Origin of the sequence: Streptomyces sp. NPDC055962, from assembly GCF_042270185.1 — a bacterium.
Taxonomy (GTDB): Bacteria; Actinomycetota; Actinomycetes; order Streptomycetales; family Streptomycetaceae; genus Streptomyces.
Genome location: NZ_JBHJYN010000002.1, coordinates 949,134 through 969,482, shown reverse-complemented (window position 1 = coordinate 969,482; position 20,349 = coordinate 949,134). Strand labels below are relative to the sequence as shown.

The window sequence follows — 20,349 nt, the reverse complement described above, 5'->3', positions numbered from 1 at the left end:
CCACGGCCCCCCGCACACGGGTTTTCCCCGCTCCGCTCCTGTCCCTCCCGACCCCTTGGCAGAAGGACCCGACGTCATGAGCTTCGACCGCAGGACCCGCATAGAGCAGATGCGCAGCGCCGACCGTGCGCGCGACCGCCGCAACCGGGTCGTCGTCATCGGCCTGAGTGCCGTCGTGGTCGCCGGCCTGCTGGGATTCGGCTCCTACATGCTCCTGGAGAAGTCCGAGGCGAAGGAGAAGACGGAGGAGAGCCGGGCCCAGGACTCCAAGCAGACCGAGCAGGAGAAGAAGAAGCTCGCCGCCGAGCCGATCGAGGGTGAGAAGACGTGGGACGCGGCGAAGCTGACCCGCGACCACGTCACGACCGAGGTGACGTACCCGATGAGGCCGCCGGTCGGCGGGAACCACAATCCGGCCTGGCTGAACTGCGACGGCGTCGTATACGAAAAGGCCGTCCCGGACGTCAACGCGGTGCACGCCCTGGAACACGGCGCGGTCTGGGTGACGCACAACGAGAAGGCCACCGCGGACGACGTCGCCACGCTCGCGTCGCGTGTGAGGAGCACCCCGTACTCCCTGATGTCTCCGTACGAGGGGCAGGCCGGAGCGATCATGCTCAGCGCCTGGGGCAAGCAGGTCACGGTGGACGGTGCGGACGACCCGCGGGTGGCCCGGTTCTTCGCCAAGTACGTCCAGGGCGCGCAGACGCCCGAGCCGGGCGCGCCCTGCACCGGCGGGGTCGACGGATGAGCCCGGCTCTCGACCGGCGTACGCGGTGGGTGGCGGGCTCCGCCGTGGCACTCGCCGTGCTGTTCGCGGGGGCGGCGACGGTCGCCTCCGCGCGGGGTGACGGGGCCGGGACGGGCCCCCGGACGCCTTCCTCGGTGTCCGCGGACGCGGGCTTCGCACGGGACATGGCCGTCCACCACCAGCAGGCCGTGGAGATGTCCTTCATCGTGCGCGACGGGACGCGGGACGAGGACGTACGGCGTCTCGCCTACGACATCGCCAACACCCAGGCGAACCAGCGGGGCATGCTGCTCGGCTGGCTCGACCTGTGGGAGCTGCCGAAGACCGCCCCGGACGGCCAGGGGCCGATGTCCTGGATGACGGGCGCCCACAGCGGCCACGACATGCAGGGCATGGCGGGCATGCAGGGTATGGACGGCATGCAGGGTATGGATCACGACGGTGCGCTCATGCCCGGCATGGCGACCAGGGACGAGCTCGCACAGCTGCGCGAGGCCCGTGGCGAGAAGGCCGAGATCCTCTTCCTGCAGCTGATGACCGACCACCACGAGGCGGGCGTCGACATGGCCCGTGGCTGCGCCCGGCAGTGCACCGTGCCGGCGGAGAAGCGTCTGGCCCAGGGCATGGTCGATGCCCAGCGGTCCGAGCTGGACCTGATGGCGGACATGCTCGCGGCGCGCGGTTCCGCGCCCCGCCCCTGAGCGCGGGACCGGCCCGGCGTACGCCCGAACGGGTGACAGCACTCGCGCGCGCCGGGCAGGCCGCCGACGATGGAAGGACTCGGGGCCGTACAGCAGTGCCCATCGGCACGCAGGAGGCAACCCCATGACGACGGCCAAGGACATCATGCACACCGGGGCCCGGTGGATCCCCGCCCACGAGACGCTCGACCGCGCCGCCCAGATGATGCGGGACCACAAGGTGGGGGCTCTCCCCGTCTCCGCCAACGGCGAGCAGGACCGGATGGTCGGGATCATCACCGACCGCGACATCGTGATCAAGTGCGTGGCGTCGGGGCACGATCCGTCGAAGGTGACGGCGGGCGAGCTCTGCGACGGCACGCCGCGCTGGATCGAGTCGACGGCGGACGTCGATGCGGTGCTCGGAGAGATGCAGAGCCACCGGATCCGCCGGCTCCCGGTGGTCGAGAACAAGAAGCTGATCGGGATGATCAGCGAGGCCGACCTGGCACGCCACCTCTCCGACGAGCAGGTCGCCGACTGGGCGGAGATGGTCTACGCCGGCACCTGACCGCGGCTCCCCCACCCGCCGGCCCGGTCCCGTTGCGTCCCGTCCGCGCGAGACGAGCGCCCCGTGGCCCGCCGGGGGACATGTGGCACGCCGGGTGACCTGTGGAGCGCCGGGCGACCTGCGTGCGCCAGGTGCCGGGCCGACGCGGATGCCGAGGCGACGCGGATGCCCGGCCGACGCGGATGCCGGGCCGACGCGGATGCCAGGCCGACGCGGGTGCCGGGCCGACGCGGGTGTCGAGGCGACGCACGTATACCCGACAGGGGTACGGTGCGCAATATGTCTGAAATGCCCAATCGTCGCACCGTGCTCTCCACCGGCCTCGCCCTGGCAGGATCGACGGCTCTGGCCTCCCGGGCCGACGCCGCCCGGGCCGACGCCGCCCGGCCCGGCCCCGGCTCCCCCTCGCGCGCCCCCTCCCCCGCGCGGGCCGCCGACACCTACGTCGCCCCCGACGGCCCTGAGGTGCTGGAGGCCGAGGCCAAGCGGGGTGCCGGGCCGCTGCGGAAGGTCTCGCTCGCCGCCGCCCCCTCCAGCCGGGAGCTGGGCGGCGGGCTCACCGTGCCCACCTGGACGTACGGCGACCACCTCCCCGGCCAGGCCGTGCGGGTCACGGCGGGCGACACCCTGGAGCTCGCCCTCACCAACAGCCTCACGCAGTCGACCTCCCTGCACTGGCACGGCCTCTCGCTGCGCAACGACATGGACGGCGTACCGGGACTGACGCAGCAGGCGATCGCGCCCGGCGCCGCGTCCACCTACCGCTTCGCGGTCTCGCACCCGGGGACGTACTGGATCCACCCGCACTCGGGCGTCCAGCTGGACCGCGGGCTGTACGCGCCGCTGATCGTCGACGACCCGAGGGAGCCGCTCTCCTACGACAAGGAGTGGGTGGTCGTCCTCGACGACTGGCTCGACGGGGTGGAGGGCTCCACCCCCGACGCGGTCCTCGACGAACTCACCAAGGGCCGGGGCAGCAGCCACGACGCGGCCGGCCACAAGGCGGCCCGCCGCCGCGCGGCCGCGGCGGACGGCGACGCACCCTCACGCCTCCTGGTGGGCGCGAGCAGCGATCTGCTCGGAGGCCACGCCGGCGACGTCGCCTACCCGCACTACCTGGTCAACGGGCGCAGGGCGACGGACCCCTCGGTCTTCGAGGCGAGCCCGGGCGACCGGATCCGGCTGCGCGTCATCAACGCCGGCGGCGACACCGCCTTCCGGCTGTCGCTCGGCGGCCACCGGATGACCGTGACGCACACGGACGGCTTCCCCGTGCAGCACACCGGGACCGACACGCTGCTGCTGGCCATGGGCGAACGGTACGACGTGCTGGTGACGGCCGGGGACGGGGTGTTCCCCCTGACCGCGCTCGCCGAGGGCAAGGACGCGTCGGCGATGGCCGTCCTGCGGACGGCACCGGGAGCACTGCCGCCCGCCACGGCGCGCCCCGCGGAGCTGGACGGCGAGCTGGTCACGGCGGACCGGCTGGTCCCTGACGAGTCGGTGGCCCTGGCGGCCCGCGAGCCCGACCGGACCGTACGGATGACGCTCACCGGCTCCATGGACGCCTACGACTGGGCCTTCGACGGCAAGCCCTACGACCCGGCGGTACGGCAGCCGGTCAGGGCCGGGGAGCGGGTGCGCCTGGCCTTCACCAACCGCACCTCGATGTGGCATCCCATCCATCTGCACGGCCACACCTTCGCGTTGGCCGGCACGGCACTCGGCGCGCGCAAGGACACGGCGGCGGTCCTGCCGGGACGCACCCTGACGGTCGATCTGGACGCGGACAACCCGGGCCTGTGGATGCTGCACTGCCACAACGTCTACCACGCGGAGGCGGGCATGATGACGGTGCTCGGCTACCTCCGCTGAGCCGCGCGCAGCCGGGTCCGCGGCGGGGAATCTCCGGCGGGGAAGCCGGTACGCCAGGACATCGCGTCAGTCAGACGATTACACTGGTTCCGTGCCTCAACTACGCCTCGCACTCAATCAGATCGACGCGACCGTCGGAGATCTCGCCGGCAATGCCGAGTCGATCGTCCACTGGACCCGGCACGCCGCCGAGCAGGGTGCCCACCTGGTGGCGTTCCCGGAGATGGCGCTGACCGGATACCCCGTCGAGGACCTGGCCCTGCGGTCGTCCTTCGTCGAGGCCTCGCGTACGGCGCTGCGCGCCCTCGCCGCCCGTCTCGCCGACGAGGGCTTCGGGGAACTGCCCGTCGTCGTCGGCCACCTCGACCGCTCCGAGCACGCGGCGGCACGCTACGGACAGCCCGCGGGGTCCCCGCGCAACGCCGCCGCGGTGCTGCACCGCGGGCGGATCGCGCTGAACTTCGCCAAGCACCACCTGCCCAACTACGGCGTATTCGACGAGTTCCGGTACTTCGTGCCGGGCGACTCGATGCCCGTCGTGCGGGTGCACGGCATCGACGTGGCGCTCGCGATCTGCGAGGACCTGTGGCAGGACGGCGGCCGCGTCCCGGCCGCCCGTGCCGCAGGAGCGGGGCTGCTGCTGTCCATCAACGCCTCCCCGTACGAGCGCGACAAGGACGACACCCGGCTGGAGCTGGTCCGCAGGAGGGCGAGGGAGGCCGGCTGCACGACGGCGTACCTGGCGATGATCGGCGGCCAGGACGAGCTGGTCTTCGACGGGGACTCGATCGTCGTGGACGAGGCGGGCGAGGTCATCGCCCGCGCGCCCCAGTTCGCCGAGGGCAGTGTGATCCTCGACCTGGACCTCCCCGCCGCCGCGGGCGGGGCACCCTCGGGGGTCGTCGCCGACGGGCTGCGGATCGACCACGTGGTCCTGGGCGAGGAGCCGCTCCCGGCCTACGAGCCCGAACTGACCGGCGGTTACGCCGAGCGGCTCGACGACGACGAGGAGCTGTACTCGGCGCTGGTCGTGGGCCTGCGCGCGTACGCCGCGAAGAACGGTTTCAGCAGCGTGCTGATCGGGCTCTCCGGCGGCATCGACTCGGCGCTCGTCGCGGCCATCGCCTGCGACGCGCTGGGCGCCCAGCACGTCTACGGCGTCTCGATGCCGTCGAAGTACTCCTCGGACCACTCCAAGGGCGACGCGGCCGAACTGGCGCGGCGTACGGGGCTGAACTTCCGCACCGTACCGATCGAGCCGATGTTCGACGCGTACATGGGTTCACTGGCGCTCACCGGGCTGGCCGAGGAGAACCTCCAGTCACGGCTGCGCGGCACGATGCTGATGGCCCTCTCCAACCAGGAGGGCCGGATCGTGCTCGCGCCGGGCAACAAGTCGGAGCTGGCGGTGGGGTATTCCACTCTCTACGGGGACTCCGTCGGCGCGTACGGGCCGATCAAGGACGTGTACAAGACGTCGGTGTTCCGCCTCGCGAAGTGGCGGAACCGGGCCGCCGAGGAGCGCGGGCAGGTTCCGCCCATCCCGGAGGCGTCCATCACCAAGCCGCCCAGCGCCGAACTGCGCCCGGACCAGGTCGACTCGGACTCGCTGCCCGACTACGACGTACTGGACCGCATCCTGGAGCTGTACGTCGACCGGGACCAGGGCCGGGACGCGATCGTCGCGGCGGGCTTCGACGACGCCCTGGTGACGAAGACCCTGCGGATGGTGGACACGGCCGAGTACAAGCGCCGGCAGTACCCGCCGGGCACGAAGATCTCGCCGAAGGGCTTCGGCAAGGACCGCCGGCTGCCGATCACGAACCGGTGGCGCGAGTCGGGCTGACGCCCCGGCCCGGTCCCGCGCGGGCCCTGGCCGGCACGCGGGTCGCCGGGCCCGTCCTCGCTCCGGTCCCGACTCGTGCGGTTCTGCGGGGCTCCGGGCACGGATAGGGCATCCGCCCGATGCCGCCGCCCCTCCTCAGTCGTCAGGATGGGCCGCCGGAGCGCCCGTCCGGGGCTCGGGCGGTGGACGGCGGGGGCACGGGATGGCGTGGGGCGCGGTGGTACGGGACCGGACGGCTCTGCTGTGCCTCACCGGGCTGCTCGTGTCCGGCTTCGGTACGTCCGCGATGTGGCTGACCGCCGGGATCTGGGTCAAGTCGGCCACCGGGTCGGACAGTCTGGCCGCTCTGACGGTGTGCGCGATGTGGGCGCCGGTCCTGGCGGGCCCGGCCATCGGGGCGGTCGCCGACCGGGTGCCGCGCCGGCTCCTGCTGGTCGTGGTGAACCTGGTGATGGCGGGCCTTGTGGGCTCGCTGCTCCTCGTCGGCCCGGGCCACCGGATCGGCGCGCTCTTCGCCGTCCTCGTCGTGTACGGCGCGAGCGGTGTCCTCCTGGACGCGGCGGAGGCGGCCCTGGTTGCACAGGCGGTCGACGCCCGGCTGCTGGGGGACTTCAACGGGCTGCGTACGACGGTGAACGAGGGCATGAAGCTGCTCGCGCCCCTCGCGGGCGCCGGCCTGTTCACCCGGTACGGCGCGGGCCCGGTGGTGGCGCTGGACGCGGCGACGTTCGCCTTGGCCGCCCTGGTCTTCGCCCGTCTGCGGGTACGGGAGCCGGCCCAGGACGGGGAGACGGCACGGCCGGGCGGCACGGCGGCGGGGATACGCCTGCTGCGCGGCTCGCCGGTCCTGAGTCGGCTGGTGTACGCCGGGGCGCTGACCATGCTGCTCGCGGGGGTCAACGGGGCTGCCGTGTACGCCGTCGTGGACGAGACACTGGACCGTCCACCGGCGTACGCCGGGGTGTTGTACGCCTTCCAGGGCGCCGGCTCCGTGGCGGTCGGGCTGCTGGCGGGCCCCCTGCTGCGGCGGATGCGGGAGCGGGCGTTCGCGGCGGTGGGGACCGCGGTGTTCGCCCTGGCGGTGGGGGCACGGGCGCTGGGCGGGGACCTGGTGGCGCTCGCGGCGAGCACGGCCATCGGCGCGGGCCTGCCGTGCGTGCTCATCGCCGCGATGACCGCGGTGCAGCGGGAGACCCCGGCCGCGGTGCTCGGCCGCACCGCGGCGGCGGCCAACTCGCTGATGACGGTGCCCAACGCGATGGCGCTGGCAGGCGGCGCGGGACTGGTCGCCGTGGTGGACGTCCGGCTGCTGCTGCCCGCCGCGGCGCTGGTGGGACTGTCCACGGCGGCCTGGCTGCGCCCGCGTCGCCGGGAGCGGCAGGAGGCCGGGCCTGCGGGGACGTGAGGGCCTCCACGGAGGCGGCCGGACCGGGGGCCGAGCACGAAGGCGAACCGGCGGGAGCAGCGCGAAGCCGGGCTCGGCGGGAGCGTGAGTGCTCTCCGCCGGCCCGGCCTCGTGGCGCGTCAGCCCTCGTACGAGCGGGCCGCGACCGGCTCGCGCGTCTCGGCCCCGGCGCCGGACGCCACCACGCGCGAGGCGCTGGAGGTCCGGTCCAGGAAGCCCGCCGTGACCGCCACGGCGAGGCCGGCGACGGCCAGGACCGCGCCGACCAGGGCCGGGGAGGTCCAGCCCCAGCCCGCCGCGATGGCGACCCCGCCGAGCCAGGCCCCGCCCGCGTTGGCGAGGTTGAAGGCGGAGTGGTTGGAGGCGGACGCGAGGGTGGGGGCGTCCTTGGCCTTGTTCATGACGAGCATCTGCAGCGGCGTGGTGGTCATGAAGCCGATGCCGCCGAGCAGCACCACCATGACCAGCGCGGCCCACTGCACGTGGACGGTGAAGGGGAAGACGACCAGGACGACGGCCAGGGCCGCCAGCGAGCCGTACAGGGTCGGACGCAGCGCGCGGTCGGTCAGGGGCCCCGCGGCCAGTGCGCCGAGCGTCATCCCGATACCGAAGAGCGCGAGGACGAGCGTCACCGAGGACTCGCCGAAGCCCATGGCCTCGGTCGTCATGGACGAGAGGTAGGAGTAGACGGCGAAGACGCCGGCGAAGCCCAGGACGGCGGTGAGCAGGCCGAGCACGACCTGCCGGTTGCCGAGCGCGCTCAGCTCACGGCGTACGTTCTGGTGCGCCTCGACGGGGATCTGCGGGACGAGGCGGGCGAGCGCGGCCATCGCACCGAGACCGATCACCGCGACGACCATGAAGGTGGCACGCCAGCCGAGGTGCTGTCCCAGCAGGGTGGCGGCGGGTACGCCGACGATGTTGGCCACGGTCAGGCCGAGGAACATCGTGGCGACCGCGCGGGCCTGGCGGCCGTCCGGCACGAGGCGGGCGGCGACGACCGCGCCGACGCCGAAGAAGGCGCCGTGCGGCAGTCCGGCCAGGACCCGGCCGGCCAGCAGCCAGCCGAAGTCGGGTGCGAAGGCGGAGGCGAGGTTGCCGACGGTGAAGAGGGCCATCAGCAGCAGGAGCATCCGCTTGCGCGGGATCCTGGAGCCGAGACCGGTGAGCAGCGGGGCACCGAGGACGACGCCGATCGCGTACGCCGAGACGAGGTAGCCGGCGGTGGGTACGGACGTTCCCAGATCGTCCGCGACGTTGGGCAGCAGCCCCATCATCACGAACTCGGTGGTGCCGATGCCGAAGGCGCTCACAGCGAGGGCGAGCAGGGCCAGGGGCATGGAAGTGACCTTTCGGGCGGGGGGCCGCCCGGAACGTGGCGTCCGGGTGGCGGCGGTGTGTGTGCGGGAGCGTCGGCGTCATTGCCGGGACAGGTTATGTATCCCGTCGGAACAAAGTCTCTCAGACGTTTTATGCCCGGACGTGAACAAGCCGTTGCGCCGGGGTGTGATCTGGGCGTCACTCTGCGGGGCCGTGCACACGCGGACCCCCGACCGTACCTCTCCGGTCCGGCCGGGGCTCCTTCGGCGTCATCCCTCCGGCAGCGGCGCCCGTCGCGCGGCGGGCGTCCTGCGCACCGTGCCGGAGGTGGCCGCCAGGACACCCGCCCCCACGAGGGCCGGGCACATCAGCAGGGCGCTCACCCAGACCGGGGAGCGGAGGCCGAGCCCTCCTCCGAGCGCCAGGCCGCCCAGCCAAGGTCCCGCCGCCGCGCCCACGTTGAAGGCGGCCGTGGCGAACGAACCGGCCAACGTCGGGGCGTCGGGGGCCTGGTGGAAGACCCGGGTGATCAGGGTCGTCCCCGTACCGAAGGCGAGCGCTCCCTGGAGCAGCACGAGGGCGGACACGGCCACCGGGTGGGCGGCGGACAGGGCCAGGACGGCCCAGCCGGCCGCCAGGGCGGTCATGCCGAACGCGAGGACCGTGCCGGGGCGGGCGTCGGCGAGGCGGCCGGCCAGGGTGACGCCCGCGAACGAGCCGGCGCCGAACAGCGCCAGCACCACGGGCACCCCGCCGGCGCCCATCCCGGTGACCCGGGTGAGCAGCGGTTCCAGGTAGGAGAACGCGCAGAAGGTCGCCCCCTGCACGAGCGCCATCACCAGGAGGGTCAGCAGCAGCCGGGGCCGGGCCAGGGCGCGCAGTTCGCTGCGCGCACCCACTCCCCGTACGTCGTCGGGACGGCCTTCCGGCACGGTCGCCCACAGCGCGAGCGCGGCGGGCACGCAGACCAGGGCCACGGCCCAGAACGCCGCGCGCCAGCCCCAGAGCCCGCCGAGCGCGGCCCCGGCGGGGACACCCACGACGCACGCGACGGTGACCCCGCCGACGACCACCGCGGTGGCACGGGCCCGCTGCTCCGGGCCCACCATCGCCCGTGCGGTGACCAGCGCGACCGCCCAGAAACCTGCGTCGGCCAACGCACCGGCGACCCGGGTGGCCAGCAGGACCCCGTAGCTGGAGGTCAGCGCGCCGACGACGTGGGCGGCGACGAAGACGCCGAGGAAGAACAGCAGCGCCCGGCGCCGGGGCCAGGTGCGGCCGGCGAGAGCGGTGAGCGGCGCGCCGATCACCATCCCGACCGCGAAGGCCGAGGTCAGCAGCCCCGCGGCGCCGAGCGAGACGTGCAGGTCACCGGCGATGCCCGAGAGCAGGCCGGACAGCATGAACTCGGATGTGCCCTGGGCGAAGACCGCCAGGCCGAGCACGTGGACAGCGAATGGCATGAGGAGGAACCCCTTGTACGGAACCGTCGGAGGAGACGAGCGGTGTGCAGGGGGTGCGGGCCGCGCCCGTCGCCGCACGCGGGAGCGCGGGGCGACGGCGACGCGGTGGATGTCCGGTGTCCGCACGGGACATGAAGGCCGGCCCACACCGCCGCGGACGATCCGGCGGTGGTCTACGGCACGACGGGGACGGCCCGGTGACCGCTGGGGTCAGAGGCTTTCGGCGTCGGTGACCGGCCACCGGCGAACCGGCGGCCTGAGTCTGTCGGACTCGGGGCTGGACATGAGGGGCAGCGTAGCGCTTCGGCCGGTACGCAGGCTCACAGTTCCACGCGGGCCGCGATCGGCAGGTGGTCGCTGTCCGTGGCGGGGAGGGTCCAGGAGGCGAGGGGTTCGACGCCCCGCACCATGATCTGGTCGATCCGGGCCATCGGGAACGACGCCGGCCAGCTGAAGCCGAAGCCGTCTCCCGCGGCTCCCTGGGTGGAGCGCATCTGGGCGGTGACCGCGTTCAGGGAGCGGTCGTTCATCGTGCCGTTCAGGTCGCCGAGCAGGACGACCCGCTCGATCGGTTCGTCGGCGATCGCCTCGCCGAGCGCGTCGGCGCTGTCGTCCCGCTGGTTGGCGGTGAAGCCCGCGTTCAGCTTGACCCGCACGGAGGGGAGGTGGGCGACGTACACCTTGACCTGGCCCTCGGGCGTGGTGACGGTGGCACGCATCGCGCGGGTCCAGCCCAGCTTGATGTCGACGGGACTGGAGTCCGACACCGGGTACTTGCTCCACAGGCCGACGGTGCCCTGGACGGAGTGGTGCGGGTAGGTCTCGGCGAGCGCGTCCTCGTACGCCGCCACCTTCCCGCCGGGCAGCTCCTGGAGCGCCACGATGTCCGCTCCGGAGCCCGCGACCTGCTGGGCGGTGCCCGCGGGGTCGGGGTTCCCCGCGTTGACGTTGTGCGTGGCGACGGTGAGGTCGCCACCGGTTCCCGACTTGTCGGCGAAGAGCAGGCCGCCGAAGAGGTTGAGCCAGACCGCCAGCGGCAGGATCAGTGCGACGAGCGCGGTCGCGGACCGCCGGACCAGGCCGAGGACCAGCAGCACCGGCACGAGCAGGCCGAACCAGGGCAGGAACGTCTCGATGAGGCTGCCCAGGTTGCCGATGGTGTTCGGGATGTCGGCGTGGAACACCATCACGACGGTCAGGAGGACCGAGCAGAGCGCCAGGAGGATGCCGCGGCGCCAGATGCCCCGGTCCGAGGCCAGCCTGTGCCGCAGGGCCCGCAGACGCGAGCCCGGCTGCGGACCCGCGCCGGCGTCCTCGGTGTCCGTCCTGTACGCCTGCACCATCGCGCTCGTCCTCACTGCCTTGCCGTACACATCACCGCGCCTCCCGACCCTAGGCGATGGGTGACGCCGTTCCCGCCGTCGACGACGGCCGTACTGCCATCAGGACGAAGGAAGCGGTGCGCCGGGTTCCGGCCGTGGGGGCGGTTGTGAGGCTTGTGACAGAACGATCACACAGGGGCGGCCGTCGGTTCCACAGGTGTGGCCTGCTGCTTCGCCGCGCGTGGCGCGAGACCCTGGAGGAGGGTCCGGACGATGCGGTCGGCGAGGTCCTCCGGGAGCGCCGCGTCGGGGCGGTGGACGGTGCGTACGAGCATCGGCCCCAGGAAGAGGTCGTTCATGAGCTCCACGTCGAGGTCGTCGCGGAGTTCCCCCGCGTCCACGGCGCGCTGCACGGCGGCCAGCATGGCGGCGCGGCGCGGGCCGAGGACGGTGGTCTGGTACTCGGTCCAGAGCCTCGGGTGCTTCTTCATCTGCACGAACACGTTGTGCAGGAGGGCGGAGGAACGCTGGGCGAGACTGCGCGTACGCATGGATTCCAGCATGATGCGCAGGTCGTCCAGGCCGGCGGTGCCGGAGACGGAGGGGTCGGGGGGCTCGATGTCGCGCAGGACGTCGAGGAAGAGTTCCTCCTTGCCGCTCCAGCGGCGGTAGATGGTGGCCTTGCCGACGCCCGCGGTGCGGGCGATGCGCTCGATGGAGAGGCCGTCCAGGGTCTCCCCCGCCTCCAGCAGCCGCACGACGGCGTCGAGGATCGCGCGCTCGGCGGCCGCGCTCCGGGGGCGGCCCCGGCGGGCCTCCCCCTCCGGGAGGGGCGGCGGTCCCGCGCCCTCGGCCGGGTCCTGCGCCGGGTTCTGTGCCGCCTGCCGCACGTGGGCCGCCTTCCGCTGCGCCGTCCGCCGTTGACTCTTCGCCGTACGTCCTGATTCTCGCCGACCGGCCGGGAGGAAGCGACTCCCCCCGGCCGGGGCGGCGGGTCAGGACCGGAGGACCGGCGCCCCGTCGGGCTCGGCCTGCCGCGGGACCGCCGGGCGGGCCGGCGGCCTGCCGGGCAGGAACGCGGCCACCACCGCGGCGCCGATGAGCGCGACCACCGCCGAGCCGAGGGCGGTGACGTGCATGGCGCCGATGAAGGCGTCGTTCGCCGCCGCGATCAGCGGCCTGCCCGCCGGGCCCATCGTCTGTGCGACCCCGAGGGTCGCCTCGATGGACTCTCCCGCGACGTCCCGTGCGGCGGCCGGCACACCGGCCAGGTGCCCCTCGATGTCACCGCGGTAGACCGTGGAGAGGACCGAGCCGAGCACGGCGATGCCGAGCGCCCCGCCGACCTGGCGGAAGGTGTTGTTGATGGCGGAGCCGGAACCGGCCCGCTCGCGCGGCAGGGCCTGCATCACCGCGACGGTGACCGGCGGCATGATGTGCGCCATGCCGGTGCCCTGGACGAAGAAGACCAGGCAGAGCACCCAGAGCGGGGTGTCCTCCCCGAACAGCGCGAAGGACGCGAGGCCGGCGGCGACGAGGAGCATGCCGACGGTGCAGACCGCGCGGGCCCCGAAGCGGTCGACGACCAGACGGGCGCGGGGCGAGAAGATCATCTGCGCGGCGGCGAGCGGAAGGATCAGCAGGCCGGACTCCAGCGCGGTGTAGCCGCGCACGCTCTGCAGGTAGAAGGCGGAGAAGAAGGTGACGCCCATCAGCGCGAAGAAGACCAGCGCGATGGCGGCGACGGCGGCGGAGAACGCGGGCTTGCGGAAGTAGGAGATGTCGATCGACGGATGGGTGCTGCGCTTCTCGTGCCACACGAAGCCCGCCAGCACCAGCAGCCCGCCGATCACCGGCGCGAGGACGGTGACGTCGGTGAAGGAGGCGAGTTCGCCGCCGCGGATGATGCCGTAGACCAGCAGGACCAGGCCGACGATGGACAGGACGACCCCGAGCGGGTCGACGCGGCCGGGGGCGGGGTCCCGCGAGTCGGGCACCAGGACGGCCATGGCGATCAGCGCGACGACCACGACGGGCACGTTGACCAGGAAGATCGATCCCCACCAGAAGTGCTCCAGGAGCAGGCCGCCGGTGATCGGGCCGATCGCGATGCCGAGGCCGACGCCGCCGGCCCAGATGCCGATGGCCTTGGGCTGCTCGTCACGCTCGAAGACGTTCATCAGGACGGCGAGCGTGGCGGGCATCACGAACGCCGCGCCGAAGCCCATCAGGGCACGCCAGGTGATGAGTTCGCCGGGCGAGGACGAGAGCGCGGCCAGCGCGGAGCCCAGGCCGAAGACGAGGATGCCCGCCAGCAGGACCTTCTTGCGGCCGATGCGGTCGCCCAGCAGCCCGGCGGTGAAGAGCAGCCCGGCGAAGACGAGCGTGTAGGAGTTGATGGCCCACTCGAGCTCGCTCTGGGTGGCGCCGATACCGGTCGGCGCGGGGCTGGCGATCGTCTTGACCGCGACGTTCAGGATCGAGTTGTCCAGGACGATGATGAGCAGGCTGAACATGAGGACGGCGAGGACGGCCCAGCGGCGGCGGTGGACCGCCTCGGGGACACGGGGCGCGGCGGCAGGAGCGCCGGACGGTATGGACATGGGCACGACTCTAACCGCTTTACGATACGATACCGTTCCGTATAGGAAAGACTTTACCCAGTTGCCGCGCACCGCTCGTCGGGCCCGGTGGGCCCACTTCACGGGAACGGTCGCGGGATGCCACCATGGAAGGGATCCGGGGACGCCGTCAGGGCGCCTCGAGATGACGAAGGAGCCGTTGGCCATGTCGCTTCAGGCTGCGCAGAACCAGTCCGCCACTCCCCCCGCGGGCCCCACCCCCGGCGCCGGTAAGGCCCTCTACGGGGGCACGAGCACCCGCCGCATCACCGTCCACGACATCGCCGCCGCCAGTGAGCGCGGCGAGAAGTGGCCCATGCTCACCGCCTACGACGCGATGACCGCGTCCGTCTTCGACGAGGCCGGCATCCCGGTCATGCTCGTCGGCGACTCCATGGGCAACTGCCACCTCGGCTACGAGACCACCGTGCCCGTCACGATGGACGAGATGACCATCCTCTCGGCCGCCGTCGTACGGGGCACGAGCCGCGCCCTCATCGTGGCCGACCTGCCCTTCGGGGCGTACCAGGAGGGCCCCGTCCAGGCCCTGCGCAACGCCACCCGGCTGATCAAGGACGCCGGTGTCGGCGCGGTCAAGCTGGAGGGCGGCGAGCGCTCCCACGAGCAGATCCGCCTCCTGGTCGAGGCCGGGATCCCGGTCATGGGCCACATCGGTCTGACCCCGCAGTCCGTCAACGCCATGGGCTACCGGGTGCAGGGCCGCGGCGAGGAGGCCGCCCAGCAGCTGCTGCGCGACGCGAAGGCGGTGCAGGACGCGGGCGCGTTCGCCGTCGTCCTGGAGCTCGTGCCGGCCGAGCTGGCCGCCGAGGTCACCCGCACCCTGCACATCCCGACCGTCGGCATCGGCGCCGGTCCCGACACGGACGCGCAGGTGCTCGTCTACACCGACATGGTCGGCCTGACCGGCGGCAAGGTGCCGCGCTTCACCAAGCAGTACGCCAACCTGCGTCAGGTGATGACCGACGCCGCCAGGGCGTACGCCGACGAGGTCGTCGGCGGCACCTTCCCGGCGGCGGAGCACACCTTCCACTGACGCCCCTCGGACCACTGCCGCACCACCGACAGCCCGCCGACTTCCCCCATCGGCGGGCTGTCGCCTTGCTGTCGCCACCCTGTCAGCGATATGTCGGTGACTTGTCGGTGGCGGGTGGTCTGATGGTGTCCATGACGCAAAAGGACAAGAACCTCAAGCACGGCAGGAACGCCGTCGAGGTACGGGGGCTGGTCAAGCACTACGGCACGACCAAGGCACTGGACGGCGTGGACCTCGACGTGCGCGAGGGCACCGTCCTCGGTGTGCTCGGTCCCAACGGTGCCGGCAAGACCACCCTCGTACGCTGCCTGTCCACCCTGATCCGGCCCGACGCCGGGCATGCGGTCGTGGCGGGCTACGACGTGGTGAAGCAACCCCGGCAGCTGCGCCGCACCATAGGCCTGACCGGGCAGTACGCCTCGGTCGACGAGAAGCTCTCCGGCTGGGAGAACCTCTACATGATCGGGCGGTTGCTCGACCTGCCGCGCAAGAAGGCCCGCTCCCGCGCCGACGAGCTGCTGGAGCGCTTCTCGCTCACCGACGCGGCGAAGAAGGCCGCGATGGAGTACTCCGGCGGCATGCGGCGCCGGCTGGACCTCGCCGCATCCATGATCGGCAGCCCGGCCGTCCTCTACCTGGACGAGCCGACGACGGGCCTCGACCCGCGCACCCGCAACGAGGTCTGGGACGAGGTGCAGCGCATGGTCGCGGAAGGGGCGACCGTGCTGCTCACCACCCAGTACATGGAGGAGGCCGAACAGCTCGCCAGCGAGCTCACGGTCATCGACCACGGAAAGATCATCGCCCGCGGCGGTGTCGACGAGCTCAAGGCGAAGGTCGGCGGCCGCACCCTCCAGATCCGCCCGTCGGACCCCGGCGAGCTCGCGGCGATGGCACAGGCGCTGCGGGAGGCCGGTCTCGACGGCATCGCCGGGGCGCAGGCCGTCCCGGACGAGGGACTGCTCTACGTACCCATCCTCAGCGACGGGCAGCTGACCGCCGTCATCGGGCTGCTCGGCACCCGGGGCTTCTCGCTCGCCCATGTCTCCACCGCACTGCCCAGCCTGGACGAGGTGTTCCTGGCCATCACGGGCGACAAGGCGACCGTCACCGACACGACTCCCCAGGAGGTCGCGGCATGAGCACGACGACACTGACGCCCACCCCCACCGGAGCCGTCGCACCGGCCGGGGAACTCCACGACGAGGGCAGGATCGGACTGCGGAACAACCTGCGGCACATCGGCGCGCTGGTGCGGCGCAATCTGCTCCAGATCAAGAAGGATCCGGAGTCGATGTTCGACGCGCTCCTGATGCCGGTCATCTTCGTGCTGCTGTTCGTCTACGTCTTCGGCGGCTCGGTCGGCAGCAGTCTGGGCGGCGGCCGGCAGGAGTACCTGAACTACCTGATCCCCGGCCTGATGGCGATGATGGGCATGAACATCGCCATGGCGGTCGGGTCAGGTGTCAACGACGACTTCCGCAAGGGGGTCATGGACCGGTTCCGCACCATGCCGATCGCCCGCTCGTCGGTGCTCATCGCGAAGATCGTGGTCGAGCTCGGCCGGATGACGGTCGCCACCCTGATCCTGCTGGGCATGGGCTTCGCGCTCGGCATGGAGCTCCACGGGACAGTGCTCGGGCTGATCGGGGCGATCGCCCTGGCGGCCGCGTTCGGGGCAGCCATCATGTGGATCTTCATCCTGCTCGGTCTGACCATGAAGACGGCCCAGGCGGTCCAGGGGATGGGAATGATCGTGATGATGCCGCTCCAGTTCGGATCCTCCATCTTCGCCCCGACGCAGACGATGCCCGGCTGGCTCCAGTCCTTCACCGACTACAACCCGCTGTCCAACCTGGCCGACGCGGCCCGCGGGCTGATGATGGGCGGCCCGCTCGGCCACTCGGTCTGGCTGACGCTCGGCTGGACCGTGGTCATCACGCTGGTGATGTCCCCGCTCGCGGTGTCGAAGTTCCGCAAGGCGTCCTGACGGTTCAGTCGCGGTACGCCTCACCGAGGGCGGTGGCCTCCTCCAGGGAGAGCCCACCGCCCTCGGCATAGGCCGCCTCGTACACCGCGGCGTCCGCCAGGGCCGCACGCACCGCGTGCTCGGCCCCGGCCAGGATCTGACGCTCCACCGCGGTCGGGACATGGTCCTTCGGCAATTGCTCCGCCTGGAGACCGAGCAGCATCGCCGCGTCTCGCCCGCTCCGCTCACCGCCCACCCCGGCCACGGCCCGGGCGAGGGTGACCAGATGGGCCGAGGTCATCTGCGGTGCCACCATCTGCGCCATCGGACTGCGGGACTTCTCCAGCGCGTGCAGAGCCCCGGTCAGGGCCTCGGCGTGAGCGCCGTCCACGGTGTCCAGCCACGCCAGCATGCCCACGACGAACCCGTCGAAGATCGCCACCGTCTCGGACCCGAAGTCGGTGCGCAGCAGGATGAGTTGTTCCCGCGCCTCGTCGATGCGTCCGGTCCTGCCCAGCCACTGGGCGAGGAACAGGCGCGCGGCGGGGCGCGCCTCGTTCCCCGAGGTCCGGCTCTCCAGCAGCACCTCGCGCAGGATCCGCTCCCCCTCCTCGCCCCGGTCCGTCTCGCACAGCGCCGCGGCGTACCTGGCCCGCAACACGGCGACCTGGGACTGCGCCCCGAGCCGCTCCGCGTATCCGACCGCGGCGCGGAAGTCCTCGGCGGCCTCCGCGCTCCGGCCCGCCCGCTCGTTGGCCTCGCCGCGGGAGGAGTACGCCTCCGCGACGCCCCACACGTCCCCGATCCGGAGAAAGATCTCCAGGCTCTCGTCCGCGTCCTTCCTGGCCTCGGCCACCCATTCGGCGCGGTTGGCCAGCACGTTGGCCCGCAGTTGCAGCCCGGCGGCGAGCTCCCACTCGTAGCCGAGCTCCCGGCAGGTGCGCACCGTCTCGTCGGTGACCTCGCGCAGTGTGCCGGGCTCACCGGTGAAGATGATGGCGAAGAGCCACAGGGACCCGGGCATCCGGCAGGTCTGCGGCTGGCCCGCCCGGTACGTACGGGCGATCGCCTTCAGCCGCGCCCGGCCGTCCTCGGTCGTCCAGTCGTCCGCGGCGTGGTCCATGCTGGCCAGCTCGACGAGCCGCACCCCCCGCCGGGCCTCCTGGAGCTGCTCGGGATCCATCGGCGGCGGCCGGTCGGTGCAGCGCTCCAGCAGCGAGGGGGCCGGCTCAACGGGCTCGGCGAACGGGTCGGGGCCGAGACCGGCCGCCACCCCGGCCCAGTGCCGGGCGTCGGCCCGCAGATCGCGCATCTGCCAGTACCAGGCGAGGCACAGCACGAGGCAGAGTGCCTCGTGCTCGTCGCGGGCGGCCGTCGCGCGGCGCAGGGCGGTGCGCAGATTCTCGTACTCGCGCTCGAACCGCCGGATGGTCTCCAGCTGGCCGGGGCCTCGGAGCCCGGGATCGGTGGTGCGGGCGAACTCACGGTAGTGGACGAGGTGCCGGCGTTCCGCGGCCGTCCTCTCCCCCGCCTCGTCGAGGCGCTCGCCGGCGTATTCGGCGACGGTCTCCAGGAGCCGGTAGCGCATGTCGCCGTCGTCGCCCGGCGCCGCGACCACGAGGGACTTGTCGACCAGGGAGCCGAGGAGCAGCGCCACGTCGCGGGCGTCGGCCAGGGCCGCCCCGGGCAGGGAGCAGACCTCCTCGGCCGCGGCGAGGTCGCAGCCGCCGGCGAACACGGACAGCCTGCGCAGCACGGCGCGTTCGTCCTCGTCGAGGAGGTCCCACGACCAGTCCACGACCGCGCGCAGGGTCTGCTGGCGCGGCAGCACCGTACGGCTCCCGCTGGTCAGCAGCCGGAATCGGTCGTCGAGGCGTTCCGCGATCTGGCGTGGGCCGAGCATCCGCAGCCGGGCCGCGGCCAGTTCGATGGCGAGGGGCAGACCGTCCAGGCGCCGGCAGATCTCGGCACAGGCCGCCGCGGTCTCCTCGTCGGCGTCGACCCGGAAGCCGGGCCTGGCGGCGGCCCCGCGGTCGGCGAACAGGCGCAGGGCCATGGGGTCGGGCAGCGGATCGACGGGGCGCAGCAGTTCACCGGGGACGCCGAGGGGCTCACGGCTCGTCGCGAGGACGGTGAGCCGGGGGCAGCGGGCGAGCAGATGGTCGGCGAGCCGGGCCGCCGCCGCGATCACGTGCTCGCAGTTGTCGAGCAGCAGGAGCATGTGGCGTCCCGAACAGTGCTCGGCCAGGCGGGCGAAGACGTCCCCCGAGCCGCCCTCGGTTCCCCTCTCCACGGCGCGGAGCCCCTCGGCACCCGCGCCCCGCAGGACGGTCTCACGGGCGCCGAGTGCGCTGAGCACGGCTTCGGGGACGGTGTCCGGGTCGTCGACCGGGGCGAGTTCCGCCAGCCAGACCCCGTCGGGCCAGGCCGCCGCGACCGTCTCGGCGGTCTCCTGGGACAGGCGGGTCTTGCCCGCGCCGCCGGGGCCGAGGAGGGTGATCATCCGGGAACGGGCCAGATCGTCGCGCAGCGCGGCGATGTCGGCCTCGCGCCCGACGAAGCTGGTGAGCCGGGCCCGGAGGTTGCCCAGCCGCACGGGCGGGGCGACGGAGGCAGGAGCGGGGGCCGGAGCAGGAGCGGGGGCGGGCGCGTCCTGGCGCAGCAGTTCCGCGTGCAGGGCGCGCAGGGCAGGACCCGGGTCGGCGCCGAGCCGGTCGGCGAGCAGCGAGCGCACCTCGTCGTACGCCGCGAGTGCCTGGGCGCTGCGTCCGGCGTCGCGCAGGGCCCTGATGCGGAGGGCCTGGAGGGGCTCGTCCAGCGGGTGGTCGGCGCAGAGCCCGGTGACCTCGGGGAGTGCCTCCTCGCCGCGGCCCAGTGCGAGGAGAGCCCCGATCCGGGTGCGGCGGGCCTCCAGGCGCCTGGCCTCCCACCGCACTCCCGCCACGGCACGGTCCGGCAGATCGGCGAGCGCGGGGCCGCGCCACAGGGCGAGCGCCTCGTCGAGGACGGTGGCGGCCTTCGCCGCGTCGCCCTCCTCCAGCGCCCGGGCGCCGTCCCCCGCGAGGCGGTCGAAGCGGTGGAGGTCCACGGCGTCCGGGTCGGCGGCGAGGCGGTAGCCGTTCGCCGCCGATTCGACCGCGTCCCGGCCGAGGGCGCGCCTGAGCCGGCCGACGAGTGCCTGTAGAGCACCCGGGGCATCGGCGGGCGGGTCGCCGTCCCACACCTCGTCGACGAGCACCCCGGCCGGGACCGTGTGCCCGGGACGCAGGGCGAGCACCGTGAGCAGGGCGCGCAGCCGCGCCCCGCCGAGGGCGACGGGCGTGCCGTCCGCACGGAGGACGAGGGTGGTACCGAGGATGCCGTAGTGCACGCGCCCATTGTCCGTGACGGCCCGGGCTTCCGAGGAACTACCACCCCGCTGTGAGACGTTCTCGCCGTGACACCCGTACTGTCGGGGGCTCCAGCCGCCGTC

Annotated in this window: 15 protein-coding genes; 9 read left to right on the top strand and 6 right to left on the bottom strand. The window is 72.9% G+C overall.

Translation table 11 applies throughout. The features are described from left to right. Positions 1-76: 76 nt before the first annotated feature. From ACFC51_RS09605 to ACFC51_RS09580, 6 genes are all read left to right on the top strand, one after another. The gene (locus tag ACFC51_RS09605; RefSeq protein WP_376527851.1) at positions 77-751 is read left to right on the top strand and encodes a DUF3105 domain-containing protein; all 675 of its coding nucleotides are present in this window, start codon (positions 77-79) and stop codon (positions 749-751) included. Continuing rightward, the gene (locus ACFC51_RS09600; RefSeq protein ID WP_376527849.1) at positions 748-1,452 is read left to right on the top strand and encodes a DUF305 domain-containing protein; all 705 of its coding nucleotides are present in this window, start codon (positions 748-750) and stop codon (positions 1,450-1,452) included. The genes ACFC51_RS09605 and ACFC51_RS09600 overlap by 4 nt, the downstream gene beginning before the upstream one ends. 124 nt (positions 1,453-1,576) lie before the next feature. Next, entirely contained in the window at positions 1,577-2,002 is a 426-nt protein-coding gene (locus ACFC51_RS09595) for a CBS domain-containing protein (RefSeq protein ID WP_376372918.1), read from the top strand. Between the two features lie 279 nt (positions 2,003-2,281). Continuing rightward, positions 2,282-3,877 (top strand): multicopper oxidase family protein, encoded by a 1,596-nt coding sequence (locus tag ACFC51_RS09590; protein ID WP_376527846.1) that lies wholly within the window; start codon positions 2,282-2,284, stop codon positions 3,875-3,877. A 91-nt stretch (positions 3,878-3,968) separates the two neighbouring features. Continuing rightward, a complete protein-coding gene (locus ACFC51_RS09585; protein WP_376372923.1) occupies positions 3,969-5,723 on the top strand; it encodes an NAD+ synthase in 1,755 nt (584 codons plus the stop codon). Positions 5,724-5,925: 202 nt separating this feature from the next. Beyond that, positions 5,926-7,128 (top strand): MFS transporter, encoded by a 1,203-nt coding sequence (locus ACFC51_RS09580; RefSeq protein ID WP_376527844.1) that lies wholly within the window; start codon positions 5,926-5,928, stop codon positions 7,126-7,128. Between the two features lie 119 nt (positions 7,129-7,247). Here the strand turns inward: ACFC51_RS09580 and ACFC51_RS09575 are convergent, their stop codons facing one another. The 5 genes from ACFC51_RS09575 to ACFC51_RS09555 form a co-directional block, all read right to left on the bottom strand. Further along, the gene (locus ACFC51_RS09575) at positions 7,248-8,468 is read right to left on the bottom strand and encodes an MFS transporter (protein WP_376372928.1); all 1,221 of its coding nucleotides are present in this window, start codon (positions 8,466-8,468) and stop codon (positions 7,248-7,250) included. Positions 8,469-8,717: 249 nt separating this feature from the next. Then, on the bottom strand, positions 8,718-9,911 hold the full coding sequence (locus tag ACFC51_RS09570) for a Cmx/CmrA family chloramphenicol efflux MFS transporter (RefSeq protein ID WP_376527842.1): 1,194 nt from the start codon (positions 9,909-9,911) through the stop codon (positions 8,718-8,720). 320 nt (positions 9,912-10,231) lie between these two features. Next, positions 10,232-11,254: an endonuclease/exonuclease/phosphatase family protein gene (locus ACFC51_RS09565; protein ID WP_376372934.1), complete on the bottom strand. Its 1,023-nt coding sequence runs from the start codon at positions 11,252-11,254 to the stop codon at positions 10,232-10,234. A gap of 167 nt (positions 11,255-11,421) precedes the next feature. Further along, entirely contained in the window at positions 11,422-12,123 is a 702-nt protein-coding gene (locus ACFC51_RS09560) for a TetR/AcrR family transcriptional regulator (protein ID WP_376372936.1), read from the bottom strand. A gap of 105 nt (positions 12,124-12,228) precedes the next feature. Then, positions 12,229-13,836, bottom strand: coding sequence for an MFS transporter (locus ACFC51_RS09555; RefSeq protein ID WP_376527840.1), 1,608 nt, complete (start codon positions 13,834-13,836; stop codon positions 12,229-12,231). A 184-nt stretch (positions 13,837-14,020) separates the two neighbouring features. Between ACFC51_RS09555 and panB the strand changes: the two genes are divergently transcribed. The 3 genes from panB to ACFC51_RS09540 all read left to right on the top strand — a co-directional run bounded on the left by panB (position 14,021) and on the right by ACFC51_RS09540 (position 16,898). After that, the gene (panB, locus tag ACFC51_RS09550; protein ID WP_376372942.1) at positions 14,021-14,908 is read left to right on the top strand and encodes a 3-methyl-2-oxobutanoate hydroxymethyltransferase; all 888 of its coding nucleotides are present in this window, start codon (positions 14,021-14,023) and stop codon (positions 14,906-14,908) included. 122 nt (positions 14,909-15,030) lie between these two features. Then, positions 15,031-16,050, top strand: a complete 1,020-nt coding sequence (locus ACFC51_RS09545) for an ATP-binding cassette domain-containing protein (RefSeq protein WP_376372944.1) — start codon at positions 15,031-15,033, stop codon at positions 16,048-16,050. Continuing rightward, positions 16,047-16,898, top strand: coding sequence for an ABC transporter permease (locus ACFC51_RS09540; RefSeq protein ID WP_376372946.1), 852 nt, complete (start codon positions 16,047-16,049; stop codon positions 16,896-16,898). Before ACFC51_RS09545 ends, ACFC51_RS09540 begins: the two co-directional genes overlap by 4 nt. A 4-nt stretch (positions 16,899-16,902) precedes the next feature. Here ACFC51_RS09540 and ACFC51_RS09535 read toward each other — a convergent pair whose 3' ends face one another. Further along, positions 16,903-20,247, bottom strand: a complete 3,345-nt coding sequence (locus tag ACFC51_RS09535) for a BTAD domain-containing putative transcriptional regulator (protein WP_376527837.1) — start codon at positions 20,245-20,247, stop codon at positions 16,903-16,905. Positions 20,248-20,349 lie beyond the last annotated feature (102 nt).

Coding starts and splice junctions, on each gene's coding strand:
- ACFC51_RS09605 (WP_376527851.1), top strand. CDS start 77: ATGAGCTTCGACCGCAGGACCCGCATAGAGCAGATGCGCAGCGCCGAC.
- ACFC51_RS09600 (WP_376527849.1), top strand. CDS start 748: ATGAGCCCGGCTCTCGACCGGCGTACGCGGTGGGTGGCGGGCTCCGCC.
- ACFC51_RS09595 (WP_376372918.1), top strand. CDS start 1,577: ATGACGACGGCCAAGGACATCATGCACACCGGGGCCCGGTGGATCCCC.
- ACFC51_RS09590 (WP_376527846.1), top strand. CDS start 2,282: ATGTCTGAAATGCCCAATCGTCGCACCGTGCTCTCCACCGGCCTCGCC.
- ACFC51_RS09580 (WP_376527844.1), top strand. CDS start 5,926: ATGGCGTGGGGCGCGGTGGTACGGGACCGGACGGCTCTGCTGTGCCTC.
- ACFC51_RS09575 (WP_376372928.1), bottom strand. CDS start 8,468: ATGCCCCTGGCCCTGCTCGCCCTCGCTGTGAGCGCCTTCGGCATCGGC.
- ACFC51_RS09570 (WP_376527842.1), bottom strand. CDS start 9,911: ATGCCATTCGCTGTCCACGTGCTCGGCCTGGCGGTCTTCGCCCAGGGC.
- ACFC51_RS09565 (WP_376372934.1), bottom strand. CDS start 11,254: ATGGTGCAGGCGTACAGGACGGACACCGAGGACGCCGGCGCGGGTCCG.
- ACFC51_RS09555 (WP_376527840.1), bottom strand. CDS start 13,836: ATGTCCATACCGTCCGGCGCTCCTGCCGCCGCGCCCCGTGTCCCCGAG.
- panB (WP_376372942.1), top strand. CDS start 14,021: ATGTCGCTTCAGGCTGCGCAGAACCAGTCCGCCACTCCCCCCGCGGGC.
- ACFC51_RS09545 (WP_376372944.1), top strand. CDS start 15,031: ATGGTGTCCATGACGCAAAAGGACAAGAACCTCAAGCACGGCAGGAAC.
- ACFC51_RS09540 (WP_376372946.1), top strand. CDS start 16,047: ATGAGCACGACGACACTGACGCCCACCCCCACCGGAGCCGTCGCACCG.